The sequence below is a fragment of the Neoluteolibacter marinus genome, assembly GCF_014904755.1.
In the GTDB taxonomy this organism is placed as follows: Bacteria; Verrucomicrobiota; Verrucomicrobiia; order Verrucomicrobiales; family Akkermansiaceae; genus Haloferula; species Haloferula marina.
On sequence record NZ_JACZFQ010000072.1, the window covers coordinates 13731 to 39605 of the forward strand.

A 25875-nucleotide genomic window follows, 5' to 3' on the forward strand; every position below is an offset into this window, starting at 1 on the left:
ATGAACTTTCCGCGCAAGATCGGCTTGTTGTTGATTCTCGTGGCACTGGCCGCGGGGTGGTCGCATTCCCGCGAGCTGGCCCTGCCGTCGCTGCGCTGGTTCTTTTCGTTCGGTGCCACACCGGACGAGATCCAGGTGGCCAGCCCGGCGGAGTGGAGCTTGTTTTCCTGGGAAACCAGCAACCGCTGGCTCCGCGAGCATCAGGGGGACATCGTCGGCTACGGGATTTGCGGGGTCATGGCGATCGCCGGGTTGGTGATGATTTTCACCGGCGGGAAGTTTCAATGGAATCCGCTGACGCTGCGCAAGTTCGCCCGCTTCCGTTCGATCGGCCGGGGGTGGACCGCCTACCGGATCCTCATCCTTCTTTTGTTGCTGGCGATGCTGGACCAGGTGTTGGTCGGCAAGCGGGCGCTGGCGGTGAATTACGAGGGTCGCTGGTTCTTCCCGGCCTTCCAGCAGCAGATCCTTTACGAGAAGGATTTCGGGGGCTCGGCCGAGCAAGAGGTGAACTACCGCAAGCTGCACCAGCGCTTTGTCGATGAGAAGTCCGGCAACAAGGTGATCCTGCCGCCGATCCCGTGGGATCCGACCTTCGATTCGGATGAAGTGATCCGCCGTCCCTTGCTGGTGATCGAGGGCAAGATCCACCGGAATGGCGACAAGGAGCCGTTCAACGGCCAGGCGGTGCAGTTCCGCGAAGACAATCTGGAGATCCAGAGCCTCGCCTCTCGGTTCCGCAAGGGGCTGCGCGACGGGACGACATCGGTTTACGACGAGAAAGGGGAATTCACCCGCCGGGAGGAATGGCGTGAGGGCAAGCGGGTCATGGAGGGGAGCGAGGAGCCTTCGGCCGATGTTCCCGAAACCGGCTGGGTCGAACTGGTCTATCCCCCGGCGCCGCCGTCGTGGAACGACAAGCACTTCCTCGGGACCGACTCCAAGGGCTGGGACATCGCCGCGCAGATGTTCGGTGGCTTGCAGGTGATTTTCAAAGCCTCGGCGATGTTCCTCGCCATCACCTACGGGGCCGGGATCGCGCTGGGCTGTATCATGGGCTACTTCGGCGGGTGGTTCGACATCACCATGCAGCGGCTGATCGAGATCCTCAGCAATGTCCCGTTCTTGTTGGTGGTGATGATCGTCACCGCGAGCATCGGCCGGGACAACGTGGTGCTCGCCAACATCCTGCTGATCTACTGCGCCTTTTCGTGGATCTCGGTGGCCACCTACCTGCGAACGGCCACCTTCAAGGAGAAGGCCCGCGACTATGTGGCGGCCGCGAGGGTCCAGGGGGCGGGAACCACCCGGGTGATCTTCCGTCACATCCTGCCGAACGCGATTTCAACCATCGTCACCCTGTTGCCGTTCAGCGTCGCCGGCCTGACCACGATGCTGACCGCCATGGACTTCCTTGGTTTCGGCCTGCCCGACTCCTACCCCAGCTGGGGCCGGGTGCTGGACGACGGCACCTCGAATCTTTCCTCGCCATGGATCGTGGCCTCGGTCTTCGGGGTGATGGTGACGGTGCTGCTGGTGATCACCTTCATCGGCGAGGCAATCCGCGAGGCCTTCGATCCCAAGAAATTCACCACCTACCAATGATCCGCCGGCTCACCATCCTGGCCGCGGCCGTGGCCGCCCTCGCTTCCCTATCCTGCACGGACCGGGGCGCCGACGAGTTTCCTTCGTACGACAACACTCGCGAGCGGGAACTTTTCTACGAGCGCAAGAATGCCGAGGTGCTGGAGGAGTTGACCGCCTCGCGGAACAAGCTCGAACAGGAGTTGGCGGGAGAGTTGGCGGACGACGTCAGGATGGAGAAACAGCAGCAGCTCGGTGCGTTGCGTCACCGGATGGAGCGGCCGAAGTTCTTCGACATCCTGACGGAAGCCGACCTGCCGCAGGACTTGGAGTGGAAGACCGACCTCGACCAGCCGGAGCTTGGATCGCCGGACGCCAGGAAGGGCGGAACGTTCCATTCCTTCATTCCCGGGGGCTCGTACCCGCCGACCATCCGGCCCCTCGGCAAGGAGGGCAACAACTCGTTCCGCAGCTATCACTGGGACGATGTCGAGATGAGCCTGACCGCCTGGCACCCCGGAACCGGCAAGCCGATTCCGGCGCTGGCGGACCGATGGGCGGTCGCCGAAGACGGGCAGACGGTCTACTTCCACATCGACGACGACGCCCGCTGGTCGGACGGCAAGGAAGTCACCTCGCGCGACTGGCTGATGGCCTTCTACATCTACCTGTCACCCTACCTGACCGAGGCGTTCTACCGCGCTTATTACGGCGAACAGTACTGGGGCATCGCAACCTACGGCGACGACTATGTCTGCATCCGTCTCGCGTCGGCAAAGCCGATGGCGGAAGGATTCGCCGGGCTGACACCGTTCCAGGAAGACTTTTACAAGGAGTTCGGGCCCGACTTCGAGACCCGCTACAACTGGCGGCCGCGGCCGACCACCGGTGCGTACAGGATCCGGTCGGAGGATATCCAGAAAGGCCGTTCGATCGCGTTGACGCGGGTGCAGGACTGGTGGGCCAAGGACAAGAAATACTACAAATATCGTTTCAATCCCGACCGGCTCGAGTACATTCAGGTCCGCGACGAGGAGAAGGTCTTCCAGCTGTTCCTTCGCGGGGAGATCGACGTCTACCTCCTTGGCGACGCCCGGAAGTGGTATGAAAAGACCGAGGTGCCGGAGGTCTTCAACGGCTACATCGAGAAGGCGACCTTCTACAACGAGTTCCCGGCGGTTTCCCGCGGATTCTATTTCAACCTGCACGAGGACTCGTTGAAGAACCTCGAGGTCCGCATCGGCCTGCAGCACGCGTGCAACTGGGAAAAAGTCATCGAACTGGACCTGCGGGGCGACGGCGAGCGGCTGAACCTGCTCAATGCCGGCTATGGCGAGTTTTCCCATCCCACGCTCCGCACTCGTCCGTTCTCAGTGGAAAAGGCCCGCGAGCACTTCGCCAAGGCAGGCTTCACCGATCGCGACAAGGACGGCATCCTCAAGACGCCGTCCGGCAAGCGGCTTTCTTTCACCGTCACCTACCCGAAGCACCCCATCTGGGACCCAATCCTCCTGCGGATCAAGGAGGAGGCCCGCCGGGCCGGGGTGGAATTCAAGCTCGAGGGAATGGATCCGGTCGCGGCGTTCCAGAAGATCAGCCGCAAGGAGCATGAGATCGCCTTCGCCGGTTGGCAGAGCCCGCCGCCGATCCCGGATTACTACCAGGGCTTCCATTCGAAGGATGCCTACGAACCGGGGTCGACCAAGCCCCGGCCGATGACCAACAACATCAACTCCTTCGCCGATCCGGAGGTGGACAAGATTCTCGAGGAAAACCGCGCCGCCCGCAGCCTCGATGTGATCCGCGACACCAGCTACAAGATCGAGGAGATCATGCACGAGCGCGCCGTGTGGGTGCCGGCGTTCACCCGGCCGTTCTACCGGGTCGGCTACTGGCGCTGGGTCCGCTGGCCGGACGATTTCAACGTCCGCCTCGGCAACGACCCGGAGATGAACCACGTGCTGTGGATCGACAACGACATCAAGCGGGACACGCTTGAGGCGATGAAAGAGGGCCGCACTTTCCCGGAGCAAAACCACGTGTTCGACCAATTCCGTTCCAAGCCCGCCGCGGCTGCCGCCGAGTGACCATGTCCGAGCCACTTCTTCAGGTCCGTGATCTCATCACCGCCTTCGACACCGATGGCGGCCTGATCCGTGCCGTCGACCAGGTCTCATTCGACATCGAGCGCGGCAAGACGCTCGGGATTGTCGGCGAGTCGGGCTGCGGGAAGAGCGTGACCGCGATGTCGATGATCCGGCTGTTGCCGCAACCGGCGGGCAAGATCCTGCAGGGCGAGGTGATGTTCAAGGGCCGGGACCTCACCCGGCTCAAGCCGTCGGAGCTCCGCAAGATCCGCGGCAACGAGATCGGGGTGATCTTCCAGGAGCCGATGACCGCCCTCAATCCGGTCCACCGGATCGGCAAACAGCTTTCCGAGTGCTTCCGCCTGCACAAGAAAATGAGCAAGCGAAAGGCGTGGGAGGCCGCGATCGAGATGTTGCGGCTGGTAAAGATTCCGGCGCCGGAGCTGCGGGCGGGCGACTACCCCCACCAGCTCTCCGGCGGGATGAGGCAGCGAGTGGTGATTGCCATGGCTCTTGCCTGCCGGCCCGACCTGATCATCGCCGACGAGCCGACGACGGCTCTCGATGTCACCGTCCAGGCGCAGATCCTCGATCTCATGAAGCGCTTGCAGGCCGAGATGGGGATGTCGGTGATCCTGATCACCCATGATCTCGGTGTCATCGCCGAAAGCTGCGACGAGGTGGTGGTGATGTACGGCGGCCGGGTGGTCGAGCGGGCGCCGGTGAAGGCGCTGTTTGCGAATCCCTTGCACGCCTACACCCGCGGGCTGCTGGCCTCGATCCCCCGGATGGAGACCCCGCGCAAGACGAAGCTGCCGGTCATTCCCGGGATGGTCGCCACGCTCAAGGATTTCGTTCCCGGCTGCCGCTTCTGCCAACGGATGGACCGCCAGGGAAGCACGCTCCGCGAGCGCCCTTCGTTCATCGAAGTGTCGCCCGGCCATTGGGTGGAAGCTTGTCCCCTTTGTTACGCCTCCAACGACGCATGACCCCGATCCTCTCCGTCCGCGACCTCAAGGTGCACTTCCCGGTTTCGGGAGGCTTGCTGATGCGCCAGATCGGCTCCGTGCGCGCTGTCGACGGGGTTTCATTCGAAATTGCGCCCGGCGAGACCCTCGGCTTGGTGGGGGAGTCGGGTTGCGGGAAATCGACCTTGGGAAAGACGATCGTCCGTCTGAACGACCCGAATGCCGGCTCGGTTGCCTTTGACGGCCGGGACATCACCCGGCTCAGCCGGCGGGCCATGCGTCCGCTGCGGCGGGACATCCAGATGATTTTCCAGGATCCGGTGGAATCGCTGAATGCCAGGCACAGCGTGCGGGAGATCCTCGAGGAACCGCTGATCATCCACGGCTACGGGAATGCCCAGGCCCGCCGCAAGCGGGTGGACGAGGTGCTGGAGCGCGTCGGACTGCAAAGCGCGGCGGCCGACCGGTATCCGTTCGAATTTTCCGGCGGCCAGCGGCAACGGATCGGCATTGCCCGCGCGATCGCCCTGAAGCCAAAGCTGATCATTTGCGACGAGCCGGTGTCGGCGCTGGATGTTTCCGTGCAGTCGCAGGTGCTGAACCTCCTTTTGGAGCTGCAGCAGGACATGGGGCTCTCCTACCTTTTCATCGCCCATGACCTGGCAGTGGTGAAGCACATCTCCGACCGGGTGGCCGTGATGTATCTGGGAAAAATCGTCGAAATGGCCGACGCCGAGACGATTTACCGGGAGCCGAAGCACGCCTACACCAAGGCCCTTCTTTCGGCGATTCCCGAGCCGGACCCGACTCTGGAGAAGAGCCGCATCTTGCTCGAAGGCGATGTGCCGTCGCCAATCGATCCGCCGAAGGGAAGTGCCTTCGGTCACCGGATCCAGCACCCGGGATACAAGGACACGATCGGGGCCGATCTGTCGCTCCGGGAAATCGATCCCGGGCACTGGGTCGCCGCGGATCCCTGTTGCCTCGAGCCGAAGGACTGGGCGAGGGTGTCCGGGGGCGTCGTCAAATAGCCGGCGGGAGGAGGATCCGGAGCCGGCGGCTGCTCAAGGGCAGTTGATGAAGAGCAGGGTGACCACCGAGTAGAAGGTCACGAGGGCCAAGAGCAGGCCGAGGGGAAAACGGGGTTTCATTGCGGAGGGGAAGGGTAAAGGGGGGGGAGGGCGATCCGATCAAGCGACCTGGGTCGTGACCGGACGGCTGAGTTCGGGAGCCGCGTCGGCCATGCGCACCTTGCGTTTGCCCTTTTCCTGGGGGATCCAGCCGATGCTGGTCCCGGTGATGGCAAGGGCGAGGACGAGGCGGGGGATGAAGTTGGAGCGGTTGGCGATCTTCATGGCGACAGAATGCCGTGGATGGTGCCATGGAACCATTACGTCATGACGGATTACGCAAACGCGTAGGGTCAATTGGGAGTTGAGTCCGGCGCTTCCATCACCCAAAACCGCCGCGAGAATGAAGATCGTCGTGGTGGGAAAGGGAGGGCGCGAGCATGCGCTGCTGAGGGCGCTGTCCGAATCGCCGGAGAAGCCGGAGCTCTATTGCTTTCCGGGCAGTTCCGCGATTTTCCAGATCGCCAGCCCGGTCGATGCCGACGGGCTTGAATCTCTGGTCGCCTGGATGGCTGCGAATGCCATCGACCTCTGTGTCGCGGGCGAGGAGAGCTACCTGGTGAAGGGCGAGGGGCTCGCGAACCTCTGCGAGAAGGCCGGCATCCCGTGTTGGGGGCCGCACCTGCAGTCCGCCCAACTCGAGGCCAGCAAGGAATTCGCCAAGTTGTTCCTGGAACGCCACGGTATCCCGACCGCCAAGGCCAGCGCCTGCGAGACCTTGGAAAAGACGGTCGCGGCCATCGGCGGGAAGTTTCCCACCGTTCTCAAGTTCGATGGCCTGGCTGCCGGCAAGGGCGTGGCGGTGTGCATGGTCGAACAGGAAGCCACCGATTTCCTCGACGAGGTCTTCGTCCAGAAGCGCTTCGGCCCCGGCCGCGTGCTGGTGGAAGATTTCCTCACCGGCCCGGAAGTTTCGATTTTCGCAGCGATCGTCGACGACCGCTACCTGATCTTCACCCCGGCCCGCGATTACAAGCGGATTGGCGAGGGGGATGCCGGCGCCAATACCGGCGGCATGGGCGCCGTCGCCAGCCGCAAGTTGATCCCGGCGGAACTTTTGGCGGAGATTGAAAAGAACATCGTCGCTCCGACCGTGGCCGGGCTCCGCAAGGACGGCCTGCCGTACCGCGGGTTCCTCTACTTCGGACTGATGCTGACGCCGGAGGGGCCGAAGGTCATCGAGTACAACTGCCGCTTCGGCGATCCCGAATGCCAGGCGGTGATGCCGCTGGTAAAGGGCGATCTCGCGGGCTTCTGCCTGGCCGGGGCAAAGGGTGAGTTGAAGCCGGAGCTTGTTTCCTTCGACGAAGGCTGGAGCGTCTGCGTGGTGTTGGCGTCCGCGGGCTACCCGGAGAGCTCGCATTCCGGGGACCGGATCTCCGGGTTGGACAGCGTCGGCGATGCCCGCGTTTACCATGCCGGGACGCTGCTCAACGCGGACGGGGTTTGGGAAACCAACGGCGGTCGCGTTTTGGCGGTGGTCGCCGGAGGGGAGAACCGCCATGCTGCCGTCACTGCGGCCCACGCCGCCGCCGATGGTGTCGAATTCGACGGCATGCAGCGCCGCCGCGACATCGGAATCCTCAATTTCACCGACTGATGAGCCGCATTCTCGGACCCGACGATATCGACGAAGGGATCGTCAAGCTGGCGACCGCGATCCGCGAGCGCACGGCCGGCCGGCCGATCGCGCTGGTGGGCATCCGCAGCCGCGGTGACGAGGTGGCGGAGCGGGTTTGCAACCGCTTGGCCGAGGACGACCGGGAGCTCGAGATGGGGGTGCTCGACATCTCGCTCTATCGCGACGACTACGAGCATTTGCACGAAAATCCCAAGCTGCAGGAAAGCGACATCCCGTTTACCGTCGACGGCGCGCACATCATCCTGGTCGACGATGTCCTTTTCACCGGCCGCACGATCCGCGCCGCACTGGATGCGCTCTCCGACTACGGTCGCCCGGCGAAAGTCGAGCTGGCGACCTTGATCGACCGCGGTCACCGCGAAATGCCGATCCAGCCGGACTACACCGGCATCCTGCTGGAGACCGCCCGGCATGATCACGTGCATGTTTCCTTGGAAGGTGCCGACGGCGAGGACAAGATCGAGATCGTCGCCAAGAACCCCGACTGACCATGCTTCCCGAACGCCGGAAATCCGCCGAGGAAATCGCGAAACTCCGCGAGTCAATCGGCGTTCCCGGCAGCGAACCGGTGGCTGCGGAGAAGGCGTCCGAACCGGAGATTCCGGTGACCGATGTTTTTGAACCGGCCCCGGCCGAGGAGGAATCTTCCAAGCCGGTCGAGGCGAAACCGGTAAGATCGTTGCGCAAATCGGAGCAGCAGCCGGGCAACCGCAAGCGCACCGCGCCCGCCAAGCCCGGCGCTCCGATCCCGGTCCGCCGCCACAGCGACCGGGAACTGATGGAAATGCGCCGCGTCCAGGCAACTCCGCCGGATCAGTCGATCGCCTATGTCCAGCAGCTTGCCGTGCCGTGGCCTTTCATCCTGTTCGGCTACTTGTTGCCGCTGAGTGGTGCGCTGGTCGGGTGGTTCGCGGCCTGGGCGCCCGGGGTTCCGGAGCCGAACTTCATCGCCGGCTGGCTTGCCGACCTGTCGCGCCAGCCTTGGCTCGGGCAGGCTGGCTTCGGCCTGTTGATCGGATTCTGTGTCCTCTCCCTCGCGGCCGCGGGCTGGATCGCCCTGAAAAAGCCGCGCTCCCGCCACCACGCCGGCTTCATCTGCATCCTCGCCGTTCTCGTCTCCGTTTTCGGACTCATCCACCAATTGACACCTACTTATGGCCCGTAAGGACCTCCTTGACCTCGTTTCACTCGACCGGGAAGAGATCGATCTCATCCTCGATCAAGCCGTCCCGTTCAAAGAGCTCTTCACCCGTTCCGTGAAGAAAGTCCCGGCCCTCAAGGGCAAGTCCGTCCTGATGTTGTTCTACGAGCCGAGCACCCGCACCCACTCCTCCTTCGAGGTCGCGGCGAAGCGCCTGTCGGCGGATGTCACCAGCTTCGACGTGTTCCAGTCGTCGATTGTCAAAGGGGAGTCCGTCCGCGAGACCATCGAGACCCTGCAGGCGATGCGCACCGACTACATTGTCGTCCGGCACGGCCGTAGCGGCTTGCCCGGGATGATCGCCGGCATGACCAAGGCCAGCGTCATCAATGCCGGAGACGGTTCGCACGCCCACCCGACCCAGGGTCTTCTGGACGCCTTCACCCTGAAGGAAATCTACCCGGATCTCACCGGCAAGAAGGTGCTGATCGTGGGCGACATCCTACACAGCCGTGTCGCACGCTCCACCAGCACCGTGCTCAAGCGTCTCGGGGCACAGGTCGCCTACCTTGGCCCCGGTTCACTGGTTCCGAAGGCGGGGCCGGACAACATCAAGCGCTTCACCGATTACGACGAGGCGATGAAATGGGGACCCGAGGTCGTTTACCTGTTGCGCGTCCAGATGGAGCGCCAGGACGTCCAGTATTTCCCCAGCTTGCGCGAGTATCACAAGGTTTACGGGGTGACCACCGAGCGGCTGAAACAAATCGACGACCGTGGGATCTACCTCATGCATCCCGGCCCGGTGAACCGAGGGGTGGAGCTCTGTGATGCCGCCCTCGACTACTCGCGCAGCCTCATCAACCGCCAGGTCGAGAATGGCATCGCGGTCCGCATGGCGGTGCTCTACTCGCTCAAGCCGGGCGGCGAGGGAAAGATCGAAGGCGGTGCCTGATAAGGCCCGGAGGGTGGCTCAATAGCCGAGACGCTTCTCCAACTCGAGGTCAGGAGAGGCTCCACGCTCCATCGCGTTGCGGTAATACTCAAGTCCCTGCTTCTTGCGGCCTTGTTCCGCGTAGAGGAAGGCGAGGTTGAAGTAGGCCTGATCGAGGGTGTCGTCGAACTCGAGGGCGGACTTGAACTCGGCCTCCGCCTTGTCCTCCTGGCCGAGATCGAAGAACAACTTGCCGAGGAGAACCCGGCCGTCGGCGTTCGACGGGGCGAGCTCGACGCTGCGCTTGTAGGCATCCAGCGCCGGTCCGTAGTCCTGCAGCTTGGTCAGCGAGAAGCCGAGCATGCGGTAGGCATAGGGGTTGGTCCCGTTGATCGCGACCGCGTCGCTGAAGACCTGCGCCGCAGCGGCGGGATCGTTCAAGCGGAGGTGGACATTGCCCAGCCGGCACATCGTGTTGGTGTCCCCGGGATTGCGCTCGAGGACCAGCTCGAAGAGCTCGCGGCAGGACTGGAAGCGATCGTTGACGTAGGCGCGGGTGGCGGCGTCGGTGTAGGGAAGGTTCTCCTGTTCGAGCTGGGCGACGCTGGCATTGACCTGATCGCGGGGACGACGGAACGGCGACACGAACTCGTCGTCGACCTTGCGGTTGCGGACGACGTTCATCTCGTCCGGGCTCAACGCGAGCTCGGTGCCATTGAAAAGGTCCAGGGCTTCCCGGATGGAATCGTCGTTCTCGGCCTTGTCGCCAACCGCCTCGACCAGCAGCTCGGCGGCCTGGCGGCGGCGGTCCTGGATGCGGAGCTGCTTCTGGATGATCGAGCGAAGCATTTCCGCTTCTGCCGGATCGGCGCCGGAGCTGGCGAGGCCGCCTGCTTCGGCGCGGAGGCGTGCTTCCAGGTCGGCCATCCGCTTGTCCTGGGCGGCCTTCTCCCGCTTGAAGTCGTTGATATTGCCCTTGGCGATGGCGAGGTCGCGCATCGCATCCAGCAACTGGTCCTGGGTGGCGTTGTTGCTCTTGTTGAGCCGGTCGACCTGCTCGTTGGCTTCGCGGAGCTGCTTGGCGAGGCCCATGTTCTGGTCGATCAACTGCTGGATCCGGCTGCCTTCGTTGAGGTTGAGCAAGGCGGCCATGTTGGCGTTCTCCCGCAGCAAGTTGTCGCGCTCGACTTCGAGGTCCTGGAACGACGACTGCACCTCCTTGAGGGTGTTCTCCAAGGAGGCGATTTTCTGGTTGGCGCGAGCCAACTCGTCGTTCTTGCCCCGCAGCTGATCCTGCAATTTGCGGAGCTGTTTGTGTTGGCTGGCGATGACCTCGTTCTGGGTCTTGCGCTCATCCTCGAGGCTCTTCTGGAGATCCGCCGCCTGCTGGGCCAGCCGGGTGCGCTCGGCCTGAAGGGCATCAACTTGGGCTCGGGCGGTGCGGGTTTCCGCTTGGCTTTGGTCGAGGGCCTGCGCCATGGCCGCCTTTTCGCGCTCGAGCGATTCAATCTGCCCGTTGAGGCGACGCATGTCTTGTTGCAGGGGCTCCGAGGCCATGCGGCTGCGGAGCTTGGCGAGTTCATCCTGGGCCCGCTTCATTTCGGCCCGGGCGAGGTCGCGCTGGGTGGTGAGGTCGCGGGCACGCGAGGCGTTGCGATCGGCGGCTCCCGGATTTCCTTTCCCGGCAAGGTCCTGCTCCAGCTCCTTGACCCGCTGTTCCAGTTCAACGATGCGGCGCGACTCGAGGGTCTCGACCTTTTGAGTCGGTTGAACCGGCGCTTCCGGCAGTTGGCTGTCCTGGAGAGCCGGGGCCTCGCCTTCCATCACGCCGGTGCGAAGGCCGCCCTCCAACTCGGCGATGGCGCGGTTCTTGTGGTCGCGCTCCTTCACGACCTCGGGACCGATGTCGTTGATGAAATCCGTCGTCTGGTCGCGGCGGCCCTTGACCATCTCCGGCTTCCAGAGCGGGTAGTAGGTGGCGACGCTGTCGAAGAGCTGCTGGGCGCGGCGGAGCTTCTCGTAGGCCTCGGTGAACTTCTTGTCGGCACGCAATTTCTCGGCGTCACGGGACAGCAGCCAACCTTGGAAATAGACGTCCGACGGATCGAAATGGGCCGGGGCGTCCTTGGTGGGAGTCAGCGGGCCGGGCTCCTGTCCGCGCGCCGGCGTGGACCAGGCGCCCACGCTCAAGGCACAGGCGAGTAATCCGGCACGACCGGTGGAACGGAAGAGGCTCCGACGCATAGGGCGGGCAAACTAGGAAAGCCGCGGAGCGGCGGCAAGGGGGAAATCGGGCCGGGCGGAGGCGTTAGACGGCGGAAATTACGCTACTTCCTGAGGAGTCGGGGCGGGACCTCGATGACCTGGTCTCCCGGTGCGACAAAGATCCGGTCGTCCTTGCGGGGCTCGACGATCGCGCCGCCGGTAAAGCTGCCGAAAGACGGGAGAACGAGCATCTCGCCGCGGATCAGGAAACAGGGAAGTCGCAGCGAGGTGCGCTTGCCATCGGCGATCCGGGCCACCGGATGCCAGTGTGCCGCGATGGTCGGCCGATCGTCCCTTGCCTCGCCGGGGTCGTGGACGATGTGAAAGCCGGCGGCTTCGATGGACGGGACCGGTTCGAGTTTCGCGGGCAAACGGGCGATCTTCCGGTCGTGGTTGCCGATCACCAGCTGAACCGGAATCCCCAGCTTTTCCATGAACGATTCAAGCGACTGTTCGATGGCGGTGGTGAGGCCGGCGGGGGAGTGGAAGAGGTCGCCATCGATGATGAGCCGCGACGCATTCTGTTGCTGGCAAAGAGTCGCGAGACTGGCCAGGTCCGAGTCGCTATCACCCTCCGGAATCGCGAGCCCCTTGGCCTGAAATGCGATGGCCTTTCCCAAGTGAAGATCCGCCACAACGAGGGTCCGATCCGCGAGAAGAACCGCCTTTTCTGGAAGTAGTTCAATCGTTTGTTCAAGGAGTGCTGTGGTCATCTGGTGGCGGCCTGATTGAGTTCTTCAAGCATCTGTTCGAGGCGACTTGCAACGTCCCCTGCGGGCAAGGTGGCGGAGAGGCGGTCCGCCCAGAGCGGGAATGCCATGGGTGTTAAGTTTTCTGTTTCAATCAAATGTATTGGTCGCTCTTTGATTTCTGATAGCGCATTTCCCAGTCGGCTGTATTCCAGTTGCTTCTCTAGAATTTCCCGTTGGGACTGGAGGAGAAGAAGATTGGCGGGATCGTAGCGTTCCAGGACCTCAAAGAGGAGGCGTGAGCTTGATTGAATCTCCCGTTGGCCGCGTTGCTGGCGCCCCGGCAGTTGTTGGAGAACCAGGCCGGCTACGCGGGCGACTTCGCGGAAGTGGCGGCGCGCCAACTCGGCGGTATTGAGACAGGCGATCAGATCCTCAAGCAAGGAATCTAACGTTAGATTGAAACGTATGGCATCTTCGCTGAGGTGTAGTCCCCGGCGTGCGGAGAGGCAGAATCCGTAATCGTTCTGGGTCACGGTGACGTCGTCCTTCAGGCGCAGCCGGTAGGCCATCAGGGCGCCAAGTCCTTCGTGCACCAGGCGGCCTGCCATCGGGTAAATAAACAAGTGTTCGCCTTCGCGGGACCGGGTGTGCTCGACGAGGAGGCTGCGGTCATCGGGGAGTCGTGACCAGCGCTGCTGGATGGCGAGGATCGGGGCGACTGCCGTCATCTCAGGCGCGCGCCCGCCCTCACCGCGCAAGCGGGCAGCCATGGCGTGGGAGAGCTCGGTGGAGAGCGGCATTTTGCTGCCGCCCCAGATGGCGACATGCCCCTTTGCCTGACGGGTGGCGACGCGGACGGTGGCGACGCGTTGGTGGAGTCTCATCAGCTCCAGTTTGCGGCCGGCGAAGACCAGCAGGTTGCCGGGTTTCAAACGACTGATAAAACCCTCTTCGACGGTGCCGAGGCTGTGGCCGTTGGCGAAGCGGACGCTGACGTGGGCATCTGAGGAAATGGTGCCGATCGACAGCCGGTGCTGGGTGATCAGGCGTTTGTCATCGACCTGGTATCGTCCGTCGACCAGGCGGGCCTTCTGGTAGCGCGGATAGGCGGCGAGCGCTTGGCCGCCATTTGAGATGAATCCCAGGCACCAGTTCCATTCGTCGTCGCCGAGGTCCCGGAAGGCGTGGCTCGACTGGATCTCGCGGCGCATCTCCGCGGGCTCGAACGGTTCGCCGATGGCGCAGGTGACGAGGTGCTGGACGAGCACGTCGAGCGGCTTGGTCAGGGGGCGGCGGGCTTCGAGGTGACGGGCCAGGGCGGCGTCGCGGACCGCGGCGAACTCGACCAGTTCCATCGCGTGGGTGGGCACGCCCAGTACCCGGGAGGTTTTTCCGGGTTGATGACCGGAGCGTCCGGCGCGCTGGAGCAAGCGGGCGATGCCCTTGGGTGATCCCACTTGGATGACTTGGTCGACGGGTGAAAAATCCACGCCAAGGTCCAGCGACGAGGTGCAGACGACACAGCGCAGCGACCCGTCGCGGAGGCCTGCCTCGACCTTTTCGCGCTCGGCACGGTCGAGGGAGCCGTGGTGCATGGCGAGGGTGTCCCGCCAATCGGGGCGCAGGGCGACCAGTTCCTGGAACCAGATTTCGGTTTGGGAGCGGGTGTTGGTGAAGAGCAGGGTGGTGTGGGCCTTTTCCAGTTCCCGGACGACCTGGGGAGCGAGCCGGGTTCCAAGATGGCCGGACCAGGGGAAGCGGTCGATTTCCCGGGGGATCAGGGTTTCGATGCGGATCGGTTTCTTGAGATCGGCATCGATCCGGACGGATGGGAGATCGCCGAGAAGGGTGGCGCGGGCATCGTCGAGATTGCCGAGGGTGGCGGAAAGTCCCCAGATCTGCAGGTCGGGAAGCCAGGCGCGGAGCCGGGCGAGGCAGAGTTCGGTCTGGACGCCGCGTTTGGTTCCAAGGAGCTCATGCCACTCGTCGACGATCACCGCGCGCAGGCCGGAGAGCTTTTCCCGCGTGTCCGGGTGGGTGAGCATCAACGAGAGGCTCTCCGGGGTCGTCACCAGGCCGAAGGGAAGCCTCTTCCGCAAGCGGGCGCGGAGCGCGGCCGGGGTGTCGCCGGTTCGAGCTTCGACTTGCAGGTCGGGGGCGAGGAGTTCCAGCGGTTCGCGCAATGCGCGGAGGGTGTCCTGGGCGAGGGCCCGCAGGGGGGTGATCCAGAGCACGCTGCAGCCGGACCGAGGGTTCATGATGGCCTCGATCACGGGGCCGCCCCACACGGCAAGGGTCTTGCCGAGCCCGGTCGGGGCGTGCAGCAGGCCGGATTTGCCGTCGGCGTAGGCGGCCCAGGTTTGCTTTTGAAAAGGGAAGGCCCTCCAGCCGCGTTGTCGGAAGAAGGGCTGGAGTGGGTTTCCCGGCATGGTGCGGCCAGATCAACCGCCAAGTTTCCCGGATGGCAAAGGGAGATTTGCGGTGGCGACCGGGCGGTCGTCATTTTCCGCTGCATGCCATGCGGATTTTGCGTCCCGATTGACCGCGGCGGCTCCGCGTTCTAGGAGTTCGCCATGGATCTGACCACCACCGCTTATGGCACCTGGAGCGCCGGACGTTTCATGCACTTCGGGGAGACGCTTTCCGAGGAGCGCTTCATCGAGTGCATCCACACCGCGTGGGATGCCGGGATGCGCACCTTCGTGACGGCCGACGTCTATGGCAACGGCAAGGCCGACGAGCTGCTGGGCAAGGCCTTGGAGGGCTATCCGCGGGACGAATACTGCCTGGTCGGGATGCTTGGACACGATTTCTACGAAGGCCAGCGCCAGGGCGCGCGCGGCTACCCGCGGTTCACCGACCCGGAACTCCACCAGCCCACGCACTACCGTGACTACCTGCGGACGGCTTGCGAGCGGTCGCTGGTTCGCTGCAAGACCGATCACTTTGACCTGCTGATGCTGCACAACCCCGATGAGATCGGATACACCAGCGAGGCGGTGTGGGATGGCATGAGGGCCTTGAAAACCGAGGGTCTTGCCGATCGCCTGGGGATCGCACCCGGGCCGGCAAACGGATTCACCCTGGACATCATCAAGTGCATCGAGAAGTTCGGCGAGGACATCGACTGGGCGATGCTGATCCTCAATCCGCTCGAGCCGTGGCCGGTCGGACTGGTGCTGCCGGTTTGTGAAAAGCACGGCGTCAAGGTGCTGACGCGCGTGGCCGACTACGGCGGGCTCTTCCACGGCGACATGAAGCCGGGCCACGAGTTCAAGCCGGGTGACCACCGCGCCTACCGTGCCGAAGGATGGGTCGAGCACGGCCTTGAGAAGATCGAGAAGATGAAGCCGGTCGCGGAAAAGCACGGCCTGACGCTGGTGCAGTTTGCGGCGGCGTGGAATCTCAGCCAGCCTGCCGTCGAGAGCGTGGTGCCGACCTTTATCCAGGAAGCCGGCGATGGAGTGCGGTCGATCGAGGAGCAGATCCGCGACTTTGCCGCCCTTCCGGACGTCCGCCTGAGCGCCGACGAGGTCGAGCAGATCCGCCAAATCGGCGACAACACCGGCTGCATGGCGCTGAAGGGCGCGAGCAAGCGCCATCAGGTCAGCGAGCGGCCCGACGAATGGCCGATGCGTGACGACCTGCTGGAAATCGCCGGTCGTCACGGGCTCGGGACGGAGTGGTGATTCCCATCCCTTTCATCACGGGGAGCTGGGCGGGCAGGTGAGTCCGGCCTGCTGGCTCCCCGTCTCCGCTAGAGGTTCGCGATGTCGCGGATCACGAATTGGGACCAAGTTTCCAGGCGGGGGAAGAGGGGGGCCTGGAGCTCGGCGAGCTCGTTGAACTGGAGGTTCGCCAGCGCGTCTTCGTTCGCGGACACTTCGGTGCTGTCGATGTCGATGACGTGGACGATTCCCAAATGCACCTGGCCGACCTCGTTGCTGTCGTCGTTGAGCAAGGCGGCGATGCGGTTGGTGTGTTCGATCTTGAAGACGAGTTCTTCCTGCAGCTCGCGCTCGACCGCGGCGAAGTAGGCGTCGCGGCCGGTTCGCCCGTTGCCGGTGTCGACGGGATTGATGTGGCCACCGACGCCGACGGAGAGTTTCGCGTGGAGCCGGTCCTCGCCGCCGGACTTGCCGCGGGTGTAGTTGAGGATCGAGCTGCCGCAGCGGATCAGGCAGTAGGGGATCAGTTGCTTGTGGGTCGGGTCGGCTTCGGCCTCGGCCCGGTCCATGAAGAAGTGATTGTCGGGATCCAGCAGCCGGTCGATCGCCGCGTTCATGTCATGGGTGCGGATTCCCTGGAAGGATCCGATTTCGTCAAAGAGAGGGCGGGGGACCACGAGGACTTGCTCACCGGCGTATTTGGACATGAGGGGAGATTGAAGTGCCACGTGTTGAAGTTCCAAGTGCCAAGAAAGGCATGAAGAGTTCCGAACGGGGTGCGCCGTGCCGAGCGGCCCTTACTTGGCGCTTGGAGCTTCCTCTCTTGGAGCTTCGACCCCGGCTTCAGTGGTCGAGCTTGAGCTTCTTGAGCTTGGGCTCGATTACCACCCGGCAGTAGCCGTTCTTCGTCTTGTTCTGGAAATAATAGTCCTGATGGTAGTTTTCCGCCGGGTAGAAGACGCCAGCTTTGGTGATCTCGGTCACGATGGGATCCTTGAAGTTCTCCTGCGCGGCCTTCTTGGAGGCTTCCGCGAGGGTCTTCTGGGTATCGTTTTCGTAGAAAATGGCCGAGCGGTACTGGGTTCCGACGTCCGCGCCCTGGCGGTTCAGGGTGGTCGGGTCGTGGAGGTCCCAGAACCAGGCGAGGACTTTTTCACCGCTGATTTTCTTCGGATCGAAGACGACCTGGACGACCTCGGCATGGCCGGTGGTGCCGGTGCAGACGTCCTCGTAGGTTGGGTCGGCAACCGAGCCTCCCATGTAGCCCGAGGTGGCGGAGATGACGCCGTCGAGCTGCTTGTAGGCGGCTTCGATGCACCAGAAGCAGCCGGCGCCGAGGGTGAGCTTTTCGGCGCCTTCGGGCACTTTGGGCGGGGAAGCGGGGAGTTTGGCGTCAGCGGGCATCGGTTTTTCTGGTTCGCAGGAAGCAAGCAAGGGCAGGGAAAGCAACAGGGCGACCAACTGGCGGCGTTTCATGGGAATTGGAGCGGGAAAGAGCGATCTTTATTCCTCAAGCTAGCGGTTGCCCGGTCCCCGTAAAGGGAAGAGGCGGCGGAGTCACGAATTGGAAGATTTTGCAGACAAATCGGCGGCACGAGGGCATTTTTCCCACGAGTGAAGGTGAATCCATCCGCAGCGTGGAAGTCGTGGCTGGCCGAATTCGGCCCGCGGCTGCTTCTGTTCGCCCGCGGCTGGGCGCCGAGCCGCGAAGATGCCGAGGATCTCGTCCAGGAGGCGGTTTTGAGGCTTTGGAATTACCAGCAGGACAAGGACTCCGCCGTGCCGGACTTGCCGCTGGCGTTCTCGACGATCCGTTTCTGCGGGCTCAACCGGCACCGCACCGACAGCCGCCGCCGCAAGCGCGAGGAGTCGATCATCTACCTCAATGATTTCAAGGACGTGTGGCTCGACCCTTCCGTCGAGGAAGACGAGGACGCGGAGCAGTTGCGTGCGGCCGTCCAGAAGCTCAGTCCGAAGCTGCGCGAGGTGATCACGATGAAGATCTGGGGTGGCTTGACCTTCGCCCAGATCTCGGAATCGCTCGCCATTTCCCAGAATACCGCCGCGTCGCGATATCGTTACGCATTGGAGCAATTGGCGCAGGATATGCGTCGCCTCAAGGAAGAACGCCATGGAATCGCCTGAAGAAATCGAGAAGGCCCTATCGCGCCTGATGCCTTCCGCGATCAGTGAGAAAGGTCAGCGTTCGTTGGACGAACTGATCGACAGTCTCGCTGCGGGTGAGGAGCAGGTTGCCGAAATGCCACGCAAGTCGCGCCTGCCTTGGTGGGGCGGCGTGGGCGCGGCGGCGGCCGCGGTGGTGGTGGCCTTGAGCTTGCCGACCGGAAATCAGGCGGCTGTGGATCATTCGCAGGTTCAGGTCGAACGGACCGGGAATAGCAACGGAGGGATCCTGCTGCTGGGGCAGTCGAAACGCGTCGAGGCGGCCGAACCTCAGGATTGGATGTCGGAGAGTGACGGGGTTGCCTACCGGGCATGGCGCGTCCGGGTTGTCGATGAAGAACGGGTCCAGGATCTGGAAACCGGCTACGAAGTGCTGGTGTCATGTCCCCGCGATGAAGTCCGGTTGCTTCCGGTCACTGCTTTTTGAAGGTCATGAAGATCATCAGCCTTATCACGATTTGCCTCACCGGGTGGCTTGCCGCCGAAGGTCCGGGCCCCGACGCGGTGGCGTCGGGGGTGATCCGTGGTGGTGAGAAGGCACCATGGCTGGGACTGAAGATCGGGCGCCTTGACGAGGCGACGCGTGCCCATGTGCCGCACGTTCCGGAGGGGATCGGTTTCGTGGTCACCTCCGTGGAGCCGGGTGGTCCTGCGGAAAAGGCCGGGATGAAGGCCTACGACATTCTCTGGCGCTTCGACGACCAATGGATCGCGAACGAGGCGCAGTTGTTCACCTTGCTGCGCTTGCGGAAAGACGGCGAACAAGTGCCGCTGGGCATTTATCGCAAAGGCGAGGCGATGACTCTCAAGGTGACCCTCGGGCACCCTCCCGAGCCGCGGGTTCTGACCCACACGGAAGTTTCCGCCGGCGCTCAGGATGCGCCGATGAAAGTGCTCAATCCCGCCGAACGCACCGCTGAGATCGAGCTCGCCGACGGCAAGGCCGTCCTTTCGCTGGTGGCGGGTGTGGCGGAAGTGACGATTGTCTCCAGTGACGGTGCCCCGGTTTACCAAGGCCCGGTCTACGACTTCAAAGGGGTTTGTCAGGTGCCCGATCCCTGGAAGCCCCGGGTCGGGGCGCTCGAGCGCGCGCTCGCCCATGCCATGCAGGGGAATTTCACGTCACGTCCGGCGCGGACCCGCGTGGTGCCTGCGGCGGAACGGGTCGAGGAGTGACCGGGTAAGAAATGCTAGGGAAGACCTTGCGTTTTCCGGTGCCGGTTCCCATTTTTCCCCGGCATGCATCCTGACTTGGCGAAATTGCTCGATGCCGGAAGAATCAATCAAGCCGTCGCAGGGCGTCTCGACCAGCTTGCACCCGGCAGCTTTTGTTTACATAAAGCCTGGGGGGCTGGAAAAGTGATTGATTGGGACCTTCCGGGAAAGAAGGTCACCATTGATTTTGAACAAAGCAGCGGACAGGTCATGGACCTGCAGTTCGCGATCCAGCGCACCGAACCGCTCGATGCCGAGGACTTCCGGGCAAAGAAGGTTGAACAGATCGAAGAACTCCGGGCCTTGGCCAAGAGTGATCCGGTGGCCCTGGTGATCCAGCTTCTCGAAAGCCACGGCGGCACGATGTCCGTCGACGTGCTCGAGCGGGAGCTGTCCGGTGGCGTGGTGCTGGCGAAAGACTTCCGCAAGTGGTGGGATGCCACCAAGCGGGCCCTGCGCGAGAGCAAGCGGGTGATCGTGCCGTCGCGCCGGACCGAGCCGCTGTCGCTGCGCGCCGGCGATCTGAGCCCGGCCGAGGCGTTGGTTTCCGACTTCGAACAGGCGCGCGATCTCAAGACCATGTCGAAGGCCCTCGAGGCGATCACCATGGACTCCTCGTTGTTCAAATCCGACACGGCCGCGCTTCAGCGCTTGCTGTCGGGCATCAACGAGACCGCGGCCAAGAGTGTTCGCATCCAGCTTGGCCCGGCGATCGAATTGCTTTCCGCTCGCGACGAGCTGATCGGCGCCTTCAAGGACATCGAGCTTCCGCCCGAGTCGCTGCGGCTGTCCGACGTCCTGGCGGCCGAGGAAGGCCGCTTGGCCGATGCCCTTACCGCGCTCTCTTCCGGTCGCCAGCGGGCGATCTATGAACAGTTCAACGTGGCCTTCGGCGAGCGTTCGATCGAGGTGCTCACCGAGATTTTCGACAAGGTGGGCTCCCGCGGTGTCACGGAGATCGCCAAGCTGCTCGACGAGCTCGGTCACATGAAGGTGCTCGAAGCTCACCTTTCGTCCGCGGTTGCCCGGCGCTCGCTCGGCACCGATGCCCTGATCTGGGTGTGCCGCGAACGCAATGGCGTTGCCGGCACCATCTTCAACGGCGAAGTCGGGGCCTGCATTCTCAACCTGCTCGAAACCGACCACTTGAGCGACGGTCCGCGCAAGACGACCCGCCTCCAGACCCTGGTTGCGGAGGACAAGGAACTGCTCGGAGACATCGTCAACAACATGGACGTGAATGAGGCCCGCAACTTCGGACGCCGCCTGATGGAGTGTCCGGTGTTCAACGACCTCGACCGCAAGTCCCTGATGGCCCGCGTGATCAAGGCGCGGCCCGAGACCGGCGAGCTGGTCAGCGGCCAGAACGCCAAGAAGGAACAAGAACTGCTGGTGTCCTGGCCGAGCCTCGAAAAGAAGAAGGCCGAGCTGGACGACATCATCCGCAACAAGATTCCCCAGAATACCAAGGACATCTCGATCGCCCGCGAATACGGCGACCTGCGCGAGAACTTCGAATACAAGTCGGCGAAGGATCACCAGAAGTACCTGAACAACCGCAAGACCGAGCTGCAGCGCGACATCTCCCGCGCCCGCGGCACCGACTTCAAGGGGGCGGATGCCTCGGCCGTCAATATCGGCACCATCGTGAACCTGATCAACGAGGACGGTAAAAAGGTGACATACACCGTGCTCGGCGCGTGGGACTCGAATCCCGAAAAGGCGGAGCTCTCGTACCTCTCGGTGCTCGGCGCGGCGCTTCTCGACAAGAAGATCGGCGACTCCGTCGAGGTTCGCGACGAGCACACCGAGGCCCTTCACAGCTACAAGATCGAATCGATCTCGCCCGTGAATCCCTGAATCCTTCCTGAATTCCCACACTTCCCCGAATATGGACTACACCACCATCGTTGAAATCCGCGGCCGCGAGGTCATTGACTCCCGTGGCAATCCCACCGTCGAAGTCGACGTTCACCTCGAAGGCGGCGCCGTCGGCCGCGCCGCGGTTCCCAGCGGCGCCTCCACCGGTGAACACGAAGCCTGCGAGCTGCGCGACGGCGACAAGAGCCGCTACCTCGGCAAGGGCGTCCTGAACGCCGTCGACAACGTCAACAGCAAGCTCGCTCCCGCCCTCTGCGGGATGATCGCCACCGACCAGGCGTCCATCGATGCCGCCATGCTCGCGATCGACGGCACCAAGAACAAGAAGGAGATCGGCGCCAACGCCATCCTCGGCGTGTCCCTGGCAACCGCCAAGGCCGCCGCGATCCAGCTCGACCTGCCGCTCTACAAGTACCTCGGCGGCCCGAACGCCAAGGTGCTGCCCGTCCCGATGATGAACATCATCAACGGCGGCTCCCACTCCGACGCCCCGATCGACTTCCAGGAGTTCATGATCGTGCCGATCGGCGCCCCAACCTTCCGCGAGTCCCTGCGCTATGGCGCCGAGGTCTTCCACAATCTGAAGAAGGTGCTCCACGACCGCGGCCTCTCCACCGCCGTGGGCGACGAAGGCGGATTCGCTCCCAAGCTCGATAGCGCCGACGACGCGCTCGGCGTGATTTGCCAGGCCATCGAAAAGGCCGGCTACAAGGTCGGTGAGGACATCGCCATCGCCCTCGACGTCGCTTCCTCCGAGTTCTACGACAAGGAGAAGGGTGCCTACGTCTTCCACAAGTCGGATGGCTCCGTGAAGAGCGCCGCCGAGCTGGTCGACTTCTACCTCGGCCTCCAGGCCAAGTACCCGATCATCTCGATCGAGGACGGCTGCGACGAGAACGACTGGGACGGCTGGAAAATCCTCACCGAAAAGATGGGCGCCAAGACCCAGCTCGTCGGCGACGACCTCTTCGTCACCAACACCGACTTCCTCGCCAAGGGCATCGCCCAGGGCGTCGCCAACTCGATCCTCGTCAAGGTGAACCAGATCGGTTCCCTCACCGAGACCTTCGACGCGGTGGAGCTTGCCAAGGAAAACGCCTACACCGCCGTGCTTTCGCACCGCTCGGGCGAGACCGAGGACAACACCATCGCCGACATCGCCGTCGCCACCAACTGCGGCCAGATCAAGACCGGCTCGATGAGCCGCTCCGACCGGATCGCGAAGTACAACCAGCTGCTTCGCATCGAGGAGCAGCTCGGCAACGACGCCATCTACGGCGTCGGCAAGATCAAGGTCCTGCACTAAGCGGCCCGACCCCTTCGAAAAGCCTCCCGGGAAACCGGGGGGCTTTATTGTTGGGGGATCCCGCAGCTTGCGTGCGTATCGACCTCGCCCCCGCGCCCGTCATGAGAATCCCGCTCCTCCTCCTTCTCCTTGCACTCCAGCCCCTTCTCGCCCGGCCGCGGGTGGTCGCCTATGTGCCCAACTGGATCAACCTCGGCGAGTTCGCCAAGACCATCGACTACCCCAAGCTTACCCACATCAACCTGGCCTTCGAGAACCCGGCCGACGATTCCGGCCAACTCTCGTTCAACTCCCGCAATCAGGCCGTCATCGAGGCCGCCCGGGCCGCCGGGGTGAAAGTGCTCGTTTCCATCGGCGGCGGCTCCGCTTCCGGGAACGAGGAACTCAAGGCCCGCTACTTCAGGCTCCTCACCCCGGAGCAGCGCCCCGGCTTTGTCGCCAAGCTCGCCGGCTATCTCGACGAGCACCGTTTCGACGGCATCGACATCGACATCGAAGGTCCGTCCATCAACGGCGACTACGGCCCCTTCATCGCCGACCTTGCCGCCGCGCTGAAGCCCAAGGGCAAGCTCCTCACCGCCGCCCTCTCGCAGGGCTACGGAGGCAGCCGGGTCCCGGACGATGCCCTTCGCCACCTCGATTTCCTCAACATCATGGCTTACGACGCGACCGGTTCCTGGGATCCCGATCGCCACGGCCAGCACTCATCGCTGGAGTTCGCCAAGAAGGCCGTCGCCTACTGGACCGGTCGCGGCGTGCCGAAAGACCGTGCTGTCCTCGGGGTGCCCTTTTATGGCTATGGCTTCGGCGAGGCTTTCCGTCCGGGCGGCTATGCCTATGCCGACATCCTGGCCCTTCACCCCGAGGGCGAGCGGCTCGATGAAGTCGGCAAGACCATCTGGCACAACAGCATTCCCACCATCCGCGCCAAGGCCGAATTGGTCCGCGAGGAAGGGTTGGGGGGTGTCATGATTTGGTCGCTGAACCAGGACGTTAAAGGCGACAAATCGTTGCTCACCGTGATCCATGCGGCCGTTGCAACGGAGGGGAAATAGCACGCCCCGGCCATCTCGGTTCCTTCGCATGGATCCAGGTATCGCAGGCCTTCAGGATGGGGTGAGCCACTTCTCGCGGCGGAACCAGGTTTCCTGGCGTTTCGCGTACTGGCGGGTGGCGGCGTTGATGAGCTCCTCGCAGGTGGAATGGTCGATCTCGCCGGCGAGGAGCCGCCGGATCTCGCGGAGACCAATGGCTTTTTCGACGCCGCCGGTGGTTTCCCCGAGTGCGGCAACCTCCTTGATGGCCCCGCCGGAGAGCATGGCGCGGGTGCGGCGGGCGATGCGGTCGTGGAGCTCCGGTCGCGGGCGCTGGATGAGCCGGCCCCTGAGCTTTGATTCGCGGGTACTGGAGGCTTGTTCCCAGTCGTCGCGCAAGGCGGAGCAGGGCACGCCGGCGAGAATGCAGACTTCGAGCGCACGGGAGACGTAGCGGCGGTTCTGGAGGGCGGTGCGACCGGCTTCGACGGGGTCGAGTTCTTGCAGGCGGGCGACCAGGGCTTCCAGTGGCTGGGCATCGAGCTCGGCGCGGAGGGCGGGATCGCCGGGAGGGAGGGGAGACGGGCCGTGGGAAAGGAACTTGAGGTAGAGTCCCGAGCCGCCGGTGATGATCGGGGTCTTTCCGCGGGCAACGACATCCCCGATGACCGGGGTGACGAGGCGAAGGTAGCCCATGGCGTCAATGGGCTGTTCGGGGGTAAGGACACCGTAGAGGTGGTGGCGGACACGTTCGCGGTCCTCGGCCGGGGGCGCGGCGGTCAGGACCTCGATGCCGCGGTAGAGCTGGAAGGCGTCGGCATTGACGACCTCGCCGTCGAGCTCCTCGGCCAGTTGGAGGGCGCAGGCACTTTTCCCCGCGGCGGTGGGTCCGCAGACGAAAAACAGCGTTTCGGGATCGGGCAGTGTCACGGACGGCGGAAGTTGGAAGGCAGGGGGGCGGGGGCCTTCAACAAAAAACGCCCCGTCCGGAGGAACCGGACGGGGCGCGAAGTAGCGGGTCGTGATCAGTTCGTCGTCTCGTCGAACTTGATCGATTCGGTGCTTTCAGCGGCCGGGGCCTGCTCGGGAGCGGGCTCGGCGGTAGCGGCAGCCTCGGCGGCGGCTTTTTTCTCCGCGGCGTCTTCAGCGGCTTCTTCCTTGGCGCCGTCCTCGTGATCCTTGGTCTTGGCCCCGCTCACCACGAGCTTGCGGCCCATGAAGAACTGGTCGTGCAGGATTTCCACGGAACGCTTGGCATCGTCGACGTTCAGCATGTCGACGAAACCGTAGCCCTTCGAGCGGTGGGTGCGGCGGTTGTAGACGATCTCGACGTTGCGGACGGTGCCGACGCCCTTGAACAGTTCCTTGAGGTCTTCCTCGCTGGCGTCGTAGGACAGGTTGCCGAGGTAGATGCGGGCGCTGGCGACTTCCGAGCGCTCGGGCGAGCGGCGCTTCGGGGTGTCGGAGCCCTCGCTGCGGGCGTCGCGGGTCTTGGTCTTCACCTCGCGGGGCGGACCCTCTTCGAAGCGGACGCGTTGCTGGCGCTCTGGACGAGGCGGGCGGACGGGCTCCTTGTAGAGGCCGATGGCCTTGAGGAGCTTCTGCCACCAGGTCAGCGGGGGCGGGGTGTATTCCTTGCGGGGACGGCGCGGTCCGCGATTGCCGCGGTTGCCGCCGCCTTCACCGCGGTTGGCATTGTTGCCTTGTTCGTTGTTGTTGCGGTTCCGGTTGCGATTCCGGCCTTTGCCTCCGCGGGAACGTTGTCTGCGACGTTCTCCTCCTTGGCCTCCGGCGCCTCTCGTATCAGGTGTGGCGTTGGACATGTTTTGCGTTTCGGTTGGCGGGCTTTGCTTGCGACGGCGGGCAGCCGCCCGCGAATCGGGCGGGGCTGCAGGCTCGACCTGCCGGTCCGGGTCTCCGGCTTTATGGTGCCGGGGAATGCCACCGCTCAAAGCGGGACGGGTGGGATTCCATGGACCCGGGATCTGGCGGTTATCGCGCGTTGGGCCCGGTTGGCAGGCTGTTCCGCGGATCCACCTCCGCCGGAGTCCGATCGCGAACCGCCCGAGCGGAGCGCTGCTGCCAAAATCTGCGTTTGGCCGGCGGCGGGCAAGCGGATGAACCGGAACTGCCTGACAGGCGGG

The 25875-nt window shown here is 63.8% G+C and carries 23 protein-coding genes; 15 read left to right on the top strand and 8 right to left on the bottom strand.

Going from position 1 to position 25875, the window contains the following annotated elements; translation table 11 throughout:
• The 4 genes from IG178_RS13885 to IG178_RS13900 are packed head-to-tail and all read left to right on the top strand — an operon-like array spanning nt 1 to nt 5670.
• Entirely contained in the window at nt 1-1605 is a 1605-nt protein-coding gene (locus IG178_RS13885; protein ID WP_193213163.1) for an ABC transporter permease subunit, read from the top strand.
• On the top strand, nt 1602-3671 hold the full coding sequence (locus tag IG178_RS13890) for an ABC transporter substrate-binding protein (protein WP_193213164.1): 2070 nt from the start codon (nt 1602-1604) through the stop codon (nt 3669-3671). The genes IG178_RS13885 and IG178_RS13890 overlap by 4 nt, the downstream gene beginning before the upstream one ends.
• Nucleotides 3672-3673: 2 nt before the next feature.
• On the top strand, nt 3674-4660 hold the full coding sequence (locus tag IG178_RS13895) for an ABC transporter ATP-binding protein (RefSeq protein ID WP_193213165.1): 987 nt from the start codon (nt 3674-3676) through the stop codon (nt 4658-4660).
• A complete protein-coding gene (locus IG178_RS13900) occupies nt 4657-5670 on the top strand; it encodes an ABC transporter ATP-binding protein (RefSeq protein ID WP_193213166.1) in 1014 nt (337 codons plus the stop codon). The genes IG178_RS13895 and IG178_RS13900 overlap by 4 nt, the downstream gene beginning before the upstream one ends.
• A 159-nt stretch (nt 5671-5829) precedes the next feature.
• Here IG178_RS13900 and IG178_RS13905 read toward each other — a convergent pair whose 3' ends face one another.
• The gene (locus tag IG178_RS13905) at nt 5830-5994 is read right to left on the bottom strand and encodes a hypothetical protein (protein WP_193213167.1); all 165 of its coding nucleotides are present in this window, start codon (nt 5992-5994) and stop codon (nt 5830-5832) included.
• Between the two features lie 118 nt (nt 5995-6112).
• Here IG178_RS13905 and purD point away from each other — a divergent pair, with 118 nt between their 5' ends.
• Genes purD through IG178_RS13925 form a run of 4 tightly spaced genes read left to right on the top strand, consistent with a single transcriptional unit; the run spans nt 6113 to nt 9507 of the window.
• A complete protein-coding gene (gene purD / locus IG178_RS13910) occupies nt 6113-7369 on the top strand; it encodes a phosphoribosylamine--glycine ligase (RefSeq protein ID WP_193213168.1) in 1257 nt (418 codons plus the stop codon).
• On the top strand, nt 7369-7899 hold the full coding sequence (pyrR, locus tag IG178_RS13915; protein WP_193213169.1) for a bifunctional pyr operon transcriptional regulator/uracil phosphoribosyltransferase PyrR: 531 nt from the start codon (nt 7369-7371) through the stop codon (nt 7897-7899). The genes purD and pyrR overlap by 1 nt, the downstream gene beginning before the upstream one ends.
• A 2-nt stretch (nt 7900-7901) precedes the next feature.
• The gene (locus IG178_RS13920) at nt 7902-8576 is read left to right on the top strand and encodes a hypothetical protein (protein ID WP_193213170.1); all 675 of its coding nucleotides are present in this window, start codon (nt 7902-7904) and stop codon (nt 8574-8576) included.
• Nucleotides 8566-9507, top strand: coding sequence for an aspartate carbamoyltransferase catalytic subunit (locus IG178_RS13925; protein ID WP_193213171.1), 942 nt, complete (start codon nt 8566-8568; stop codon nt 9505-9507). Before IG178_RS13920 ends, IG178_RS13925 begins: the two co-directional genes overlap by 11 nt.
• A gap of 18 nt (nt 9508-9525) precedes the next feature.
• Here the strand turns inward: IG178_RS13925 and IG178_RS13930 are convergent, their stop codons facing one another.
• From IG178_RS13930 to IG178_RS13940, 3 genes are all read right to left on the bottom strand, one after another.
• Entirely contained in the window at nt 9526-11730 is a 2205-nt protein-coding gene (locus IG178_RS13930) for a tetratricopeptide repeat protein (RefSeq protein WP_193213172.1), read from the bottom strand.
• A gap of 83 nt (nt 11731-11813) precedes the next feature.
• Entirely contained in the window at nt 11814-12464 is a 651-nt protein-coding gene (gene pdeM, locus IG178_RS13935; RefSeq protein WP_193213173.1) for a ligase-associated DNA damage response endonuclease PdeM, read from the bottom strand.
• A complete protein-coding gene (locus IG178_RS13940) occupies nt 12461-14872 on the bottom strand; it encodes a ligase-associated DNA damage response DEXH box helicase (protein ID WP_193213174.1) in 2412 nt (803 codons plus the stop codon). Before IG178_RS13940 ends, pdeM begins: the two co-directional genes overlap by 4 nt.
• Nucleotides 14873-15016: 144 nt before the next feature.
• On the opposite strand from IG178_RS13940, the gene IG178_RS13945 reads away from it, so the two are divergent.
• On the top strand, nt 15017-16132 hold the full coding sequence (locus IG178_RS13945; protein ID WP_193213175.1) for an aldo/keto reductase: 1116 nt from the start codon (nt 15017-15019) through the stop codon (nt 16130-16132).
• A 68-nt stretch (nt 16133-16200) separates the two neighbouring features.
• On the opposite strand, the gene IG178_RS13950 is transcribed toward IG178_RS13945, so the two are convergent.
• Together IG178_RS13950 and msrA are read right to left on the bottom strand one after the other, a co-directional pair.
• On the bottom strand, nt 16201-16818 hold the full coding sequence (locus tag IG178_RS13950) for a hypothetical protein (protein ID WP_193213176.1): 618 nt from the start codon (nt 16816-16818) through the stop codon (nt 16201-16203).
• 136 nt (nt 16819-16954) lie between these two features.
• The gene (msrA, locus tag IG178_RS13955) at nt 16955-17587 is read right to left on the bottom strand and encodes a peptide-methionine (S)-S-oxide reductase MsrA (protein WP_193213177.1); all 633 of its coding nucleotides are present in this window, start codon (nt 17585-17587) and stop codon (nt 16955-16957) included.
• Nucleotides 17588-17731: 144 nt separating this feature from the next.
• On the opposite strand from msrA, the gene IG178_RS13960 reads away from it, so the two are divergent.
• The 6 genes from IG178_RS13960 (at nt 17732) to IG178_RS13985 (ending at nt 23752) form a co-directional block, all read left to right on the top strand.
• The gene (locus IG178_RS13960) at nt 17732-18256 is read left to right on the top strand and encodes a sigma-70 family RNA polymerase sigma factor (protein ID WP_193213178.1); all 525 of its coding nucleotides are present in this window, start codon (nt 17732-17734) and stop codon (nt 18254-18256) included.
• The gene (locus tag IG178_RS13965) at nt 18243-18722 is read left to right on the top strand and encodes a hypothetical protein (protein ID WP_193213179.1); all 480 of its coding nucleotides are present in this window, start codon (nt 18243-18245) and stop codon (nt 18720-18722) included. The genes IG178_RS13960 and IG178_RS13965 overlap by 14 nt, the downstream gene beginning before the upstream one ends.
• Before the next feature lie 5 nt (nt 18723-18727).
• The gene (locus IG178_RS13970) at nt 18728-19471 is read left to right on the top strand and encodes a PDZ domain-containing protein (RefSeq protein WP_193213180.1); all 744 of its coding nucleotides are present in this window, start codon (nt 18728-18730) and stop codon (nt 19469-19471) included.
• Nucleotides 19472-19720: 249 nt separating this feature from the next.
• A complete protein-coding gene (locus IG178_RS13975) occupies nt 19721-21370 on the top strand; it encodes a GreA/GreB family elongation factor (RefSeq protein ID WP_193213181.1) in 1650 nt (549 codons plus the stop codon).
• 31 nt (nt 21371-21401) lie between these two features.
• Entirely contained in the window at nt 21402-22697 is a 1296-nt protein-coding gene (eno, locus tag IG178_RS13980; RefSeq protein WP_193213182.1) for a phosphopyruvate hydratase, read from the top strand.
• A gap of 101 nt (nt 22698-22798) precedes the next feature.
• Complete coding sequence (locus IG178_RS13985; RefSeq protein WP_193213183.1) at nt 22799-23752, top strand: glycosyl hydrolase family 18 protein; 954 nt, start codon at nt 22799-22801, stop codon at nt 23750-23752.
• 51 nt (nt 23753-23803) lie between these two features.
• On the opposite strand, the gene miaA is transcribed toward IG178_RS13985, so the two are convergent.
• Nucleotides 23804-24661 (bottom strand): tRNA (adenosine(37)-N6)-dimethylallyltransferase MiaA, encoded by an 858-nt coding sequence (gene miaA, locus IG178_RS13990; RefSeq protein ID WP_193213184.1) that lies wholly within the window; start codon nt 24659-24661, stop codon nt 23804-23806.
• 95 nt (nt 24662-24756) lie between these two features.
• Complete coding sequence (locus tag IG178_RS13995; protein ID WP_193213185.1) at nt 24757-25554, bottom strand: RNA recognition motif domain-containing protein; 798 nt, start codon at nt 25552-25554, stop codon at nt 24757-24759.
• Between the last annotated feature and the right edge of the window lie 321 nt (nt 25555-25875).

Coding starts and splice junctions, on each gene's coding strand:
- IG178_RS13885 (WP_193213163.1), top strand. CDS start 1: ATGAACTTTCCGCGCAAGATCGGCTTGTTGTTGATTCTCGTGGCACTG.
- IG178_RS13890 (WP_193213164.1), top strand. CDS start 1,602: ATGATCCGCCGGCTCACCATCCTGGCCGCGGCCGTGGCCGCCCTCGCT.
- IG178_RS13895 (WP_193213165.1), top strand. CDS start 3,674: ATGTCCGAGCCACTTCTTCAGGTCCGTGATCTCATCACCGCCTTCGAC.
- IG178_RS13900 (WP_193213166.1), top strand. CDS start 4,657: ATGACCCCGATCCTCTCCGTCCGCGACCTCAAGGTGCACTTCCCGGTT.
- IG178_RS13905 (WP_193213167.1), bottom strand. CDS start 5,994: ATGAAGATCGCCAACCGCTCCAACTTCATCCCCCGCCTCGTCCTCGCC.
- purD (WP_193213168.1), top strand. CDS start 6,113: ATGAAGATCGTCGTGGTGGGAAAGGGAGGGCGCGAGCATGCGCTGCTG.
- pyrR (WP_193213169.1), top strand. CDS start 7,369: ATGAGCCGCATTCTCGGACCCGACGATATCGACGAAGGGATCGTCAAG.
- IG178_RS13920 (WP_193213170.1), top strand. CDS start 7,902: ATGCTTCCCGAACGCCGGAAATCCGCCGAGGAAATCGCGAAACTCCGC.
- IG178_RS13925 (WP_193213171.1), top strand. CDS start 8,566: ATGGCCCGTAAGGACCTCCTTGACCTCGTTTCACTCGACCGGGAAGAG.
- IG178_RS13930 (WP_193213172.1), bottom strand. CDS start 11,730: ATGCGTCGGAGCCTCTTCCGTTCCACCGGTCGTGCCGGATTACTCGCC.
- pdeM (WP_193213173.1), bottom strand. CDS start 12,464: ATGACCACAGCACTCCTTGAACAAACGATTGAACTACTTCCAGAAAAG.
- IG178_RS13940 (WP_193213174.1), bottom strand. CDS start 14,872: ATGCCGGGAAACCCACTCCAGCCCTTCTTCCGACAACGCGGCTGGAGG.
- IG178_RS13945 (WP_193213175.1), top strand. CDS start 15,017: ATGGATCTGACCACCACCGCTTATGGCACCTGGAGCGCCGGACGTTTC.
- IG178_RS13950 (WP_193213176.1), bottom strand. CDS start 16,818: ATGTCCAAATACGCCGGTGAGCAAGTCCTCGTGGTCCCCCGCCCTCTC.
- msrA (WP_193213177.1), bottom strand. CDS start 17,587: ATGAAACGCCGCCAGTTGGTCGCCCTGTTGCTTTCCCTGCCCTTGCTT.
- IG178_RS13965 (WP_193213179.1), top strand. CDS start 18,243: ATGGAATCGCCTGAAGAAATCGAGAAGGCCCTATCGCGCCTGATGCCT.
- IG178_RS13970 (WP_193213180.1), top strand. CDS start 18,728: ATGAAGATCATCAGCCTTATCACGATTTGCCTCACCGGGTGGCTTGCC.
- IG178_RS13975 (WP_193213181.1), top strand. CDS start 19,721: ATGGACCTGCAGTTCGCGATCCAGCGCACCGAACCGCTCGATGCCGAG.
- eno (WP_193213182.1), top strand. CDS start 21,402: ATGGACTACACCACCATCGTTGAAATCCGCGGCCGCGAGGTCATTGAC.
- IG178_RS13985 (WP_193213183.1), top strand. CDS start 22,799: ATGAGAATCCCGCTCCTCCTCCTTCTCCTTGCACTCCAGCCCCTTCTC.
- IG178_RS13995 (WP_193213185.1), bottom strand. CDS start 25,554: ATGTCCAACGCCACACCTGATACGAGAGGCGCCGGAGGCCAAGGAGGA.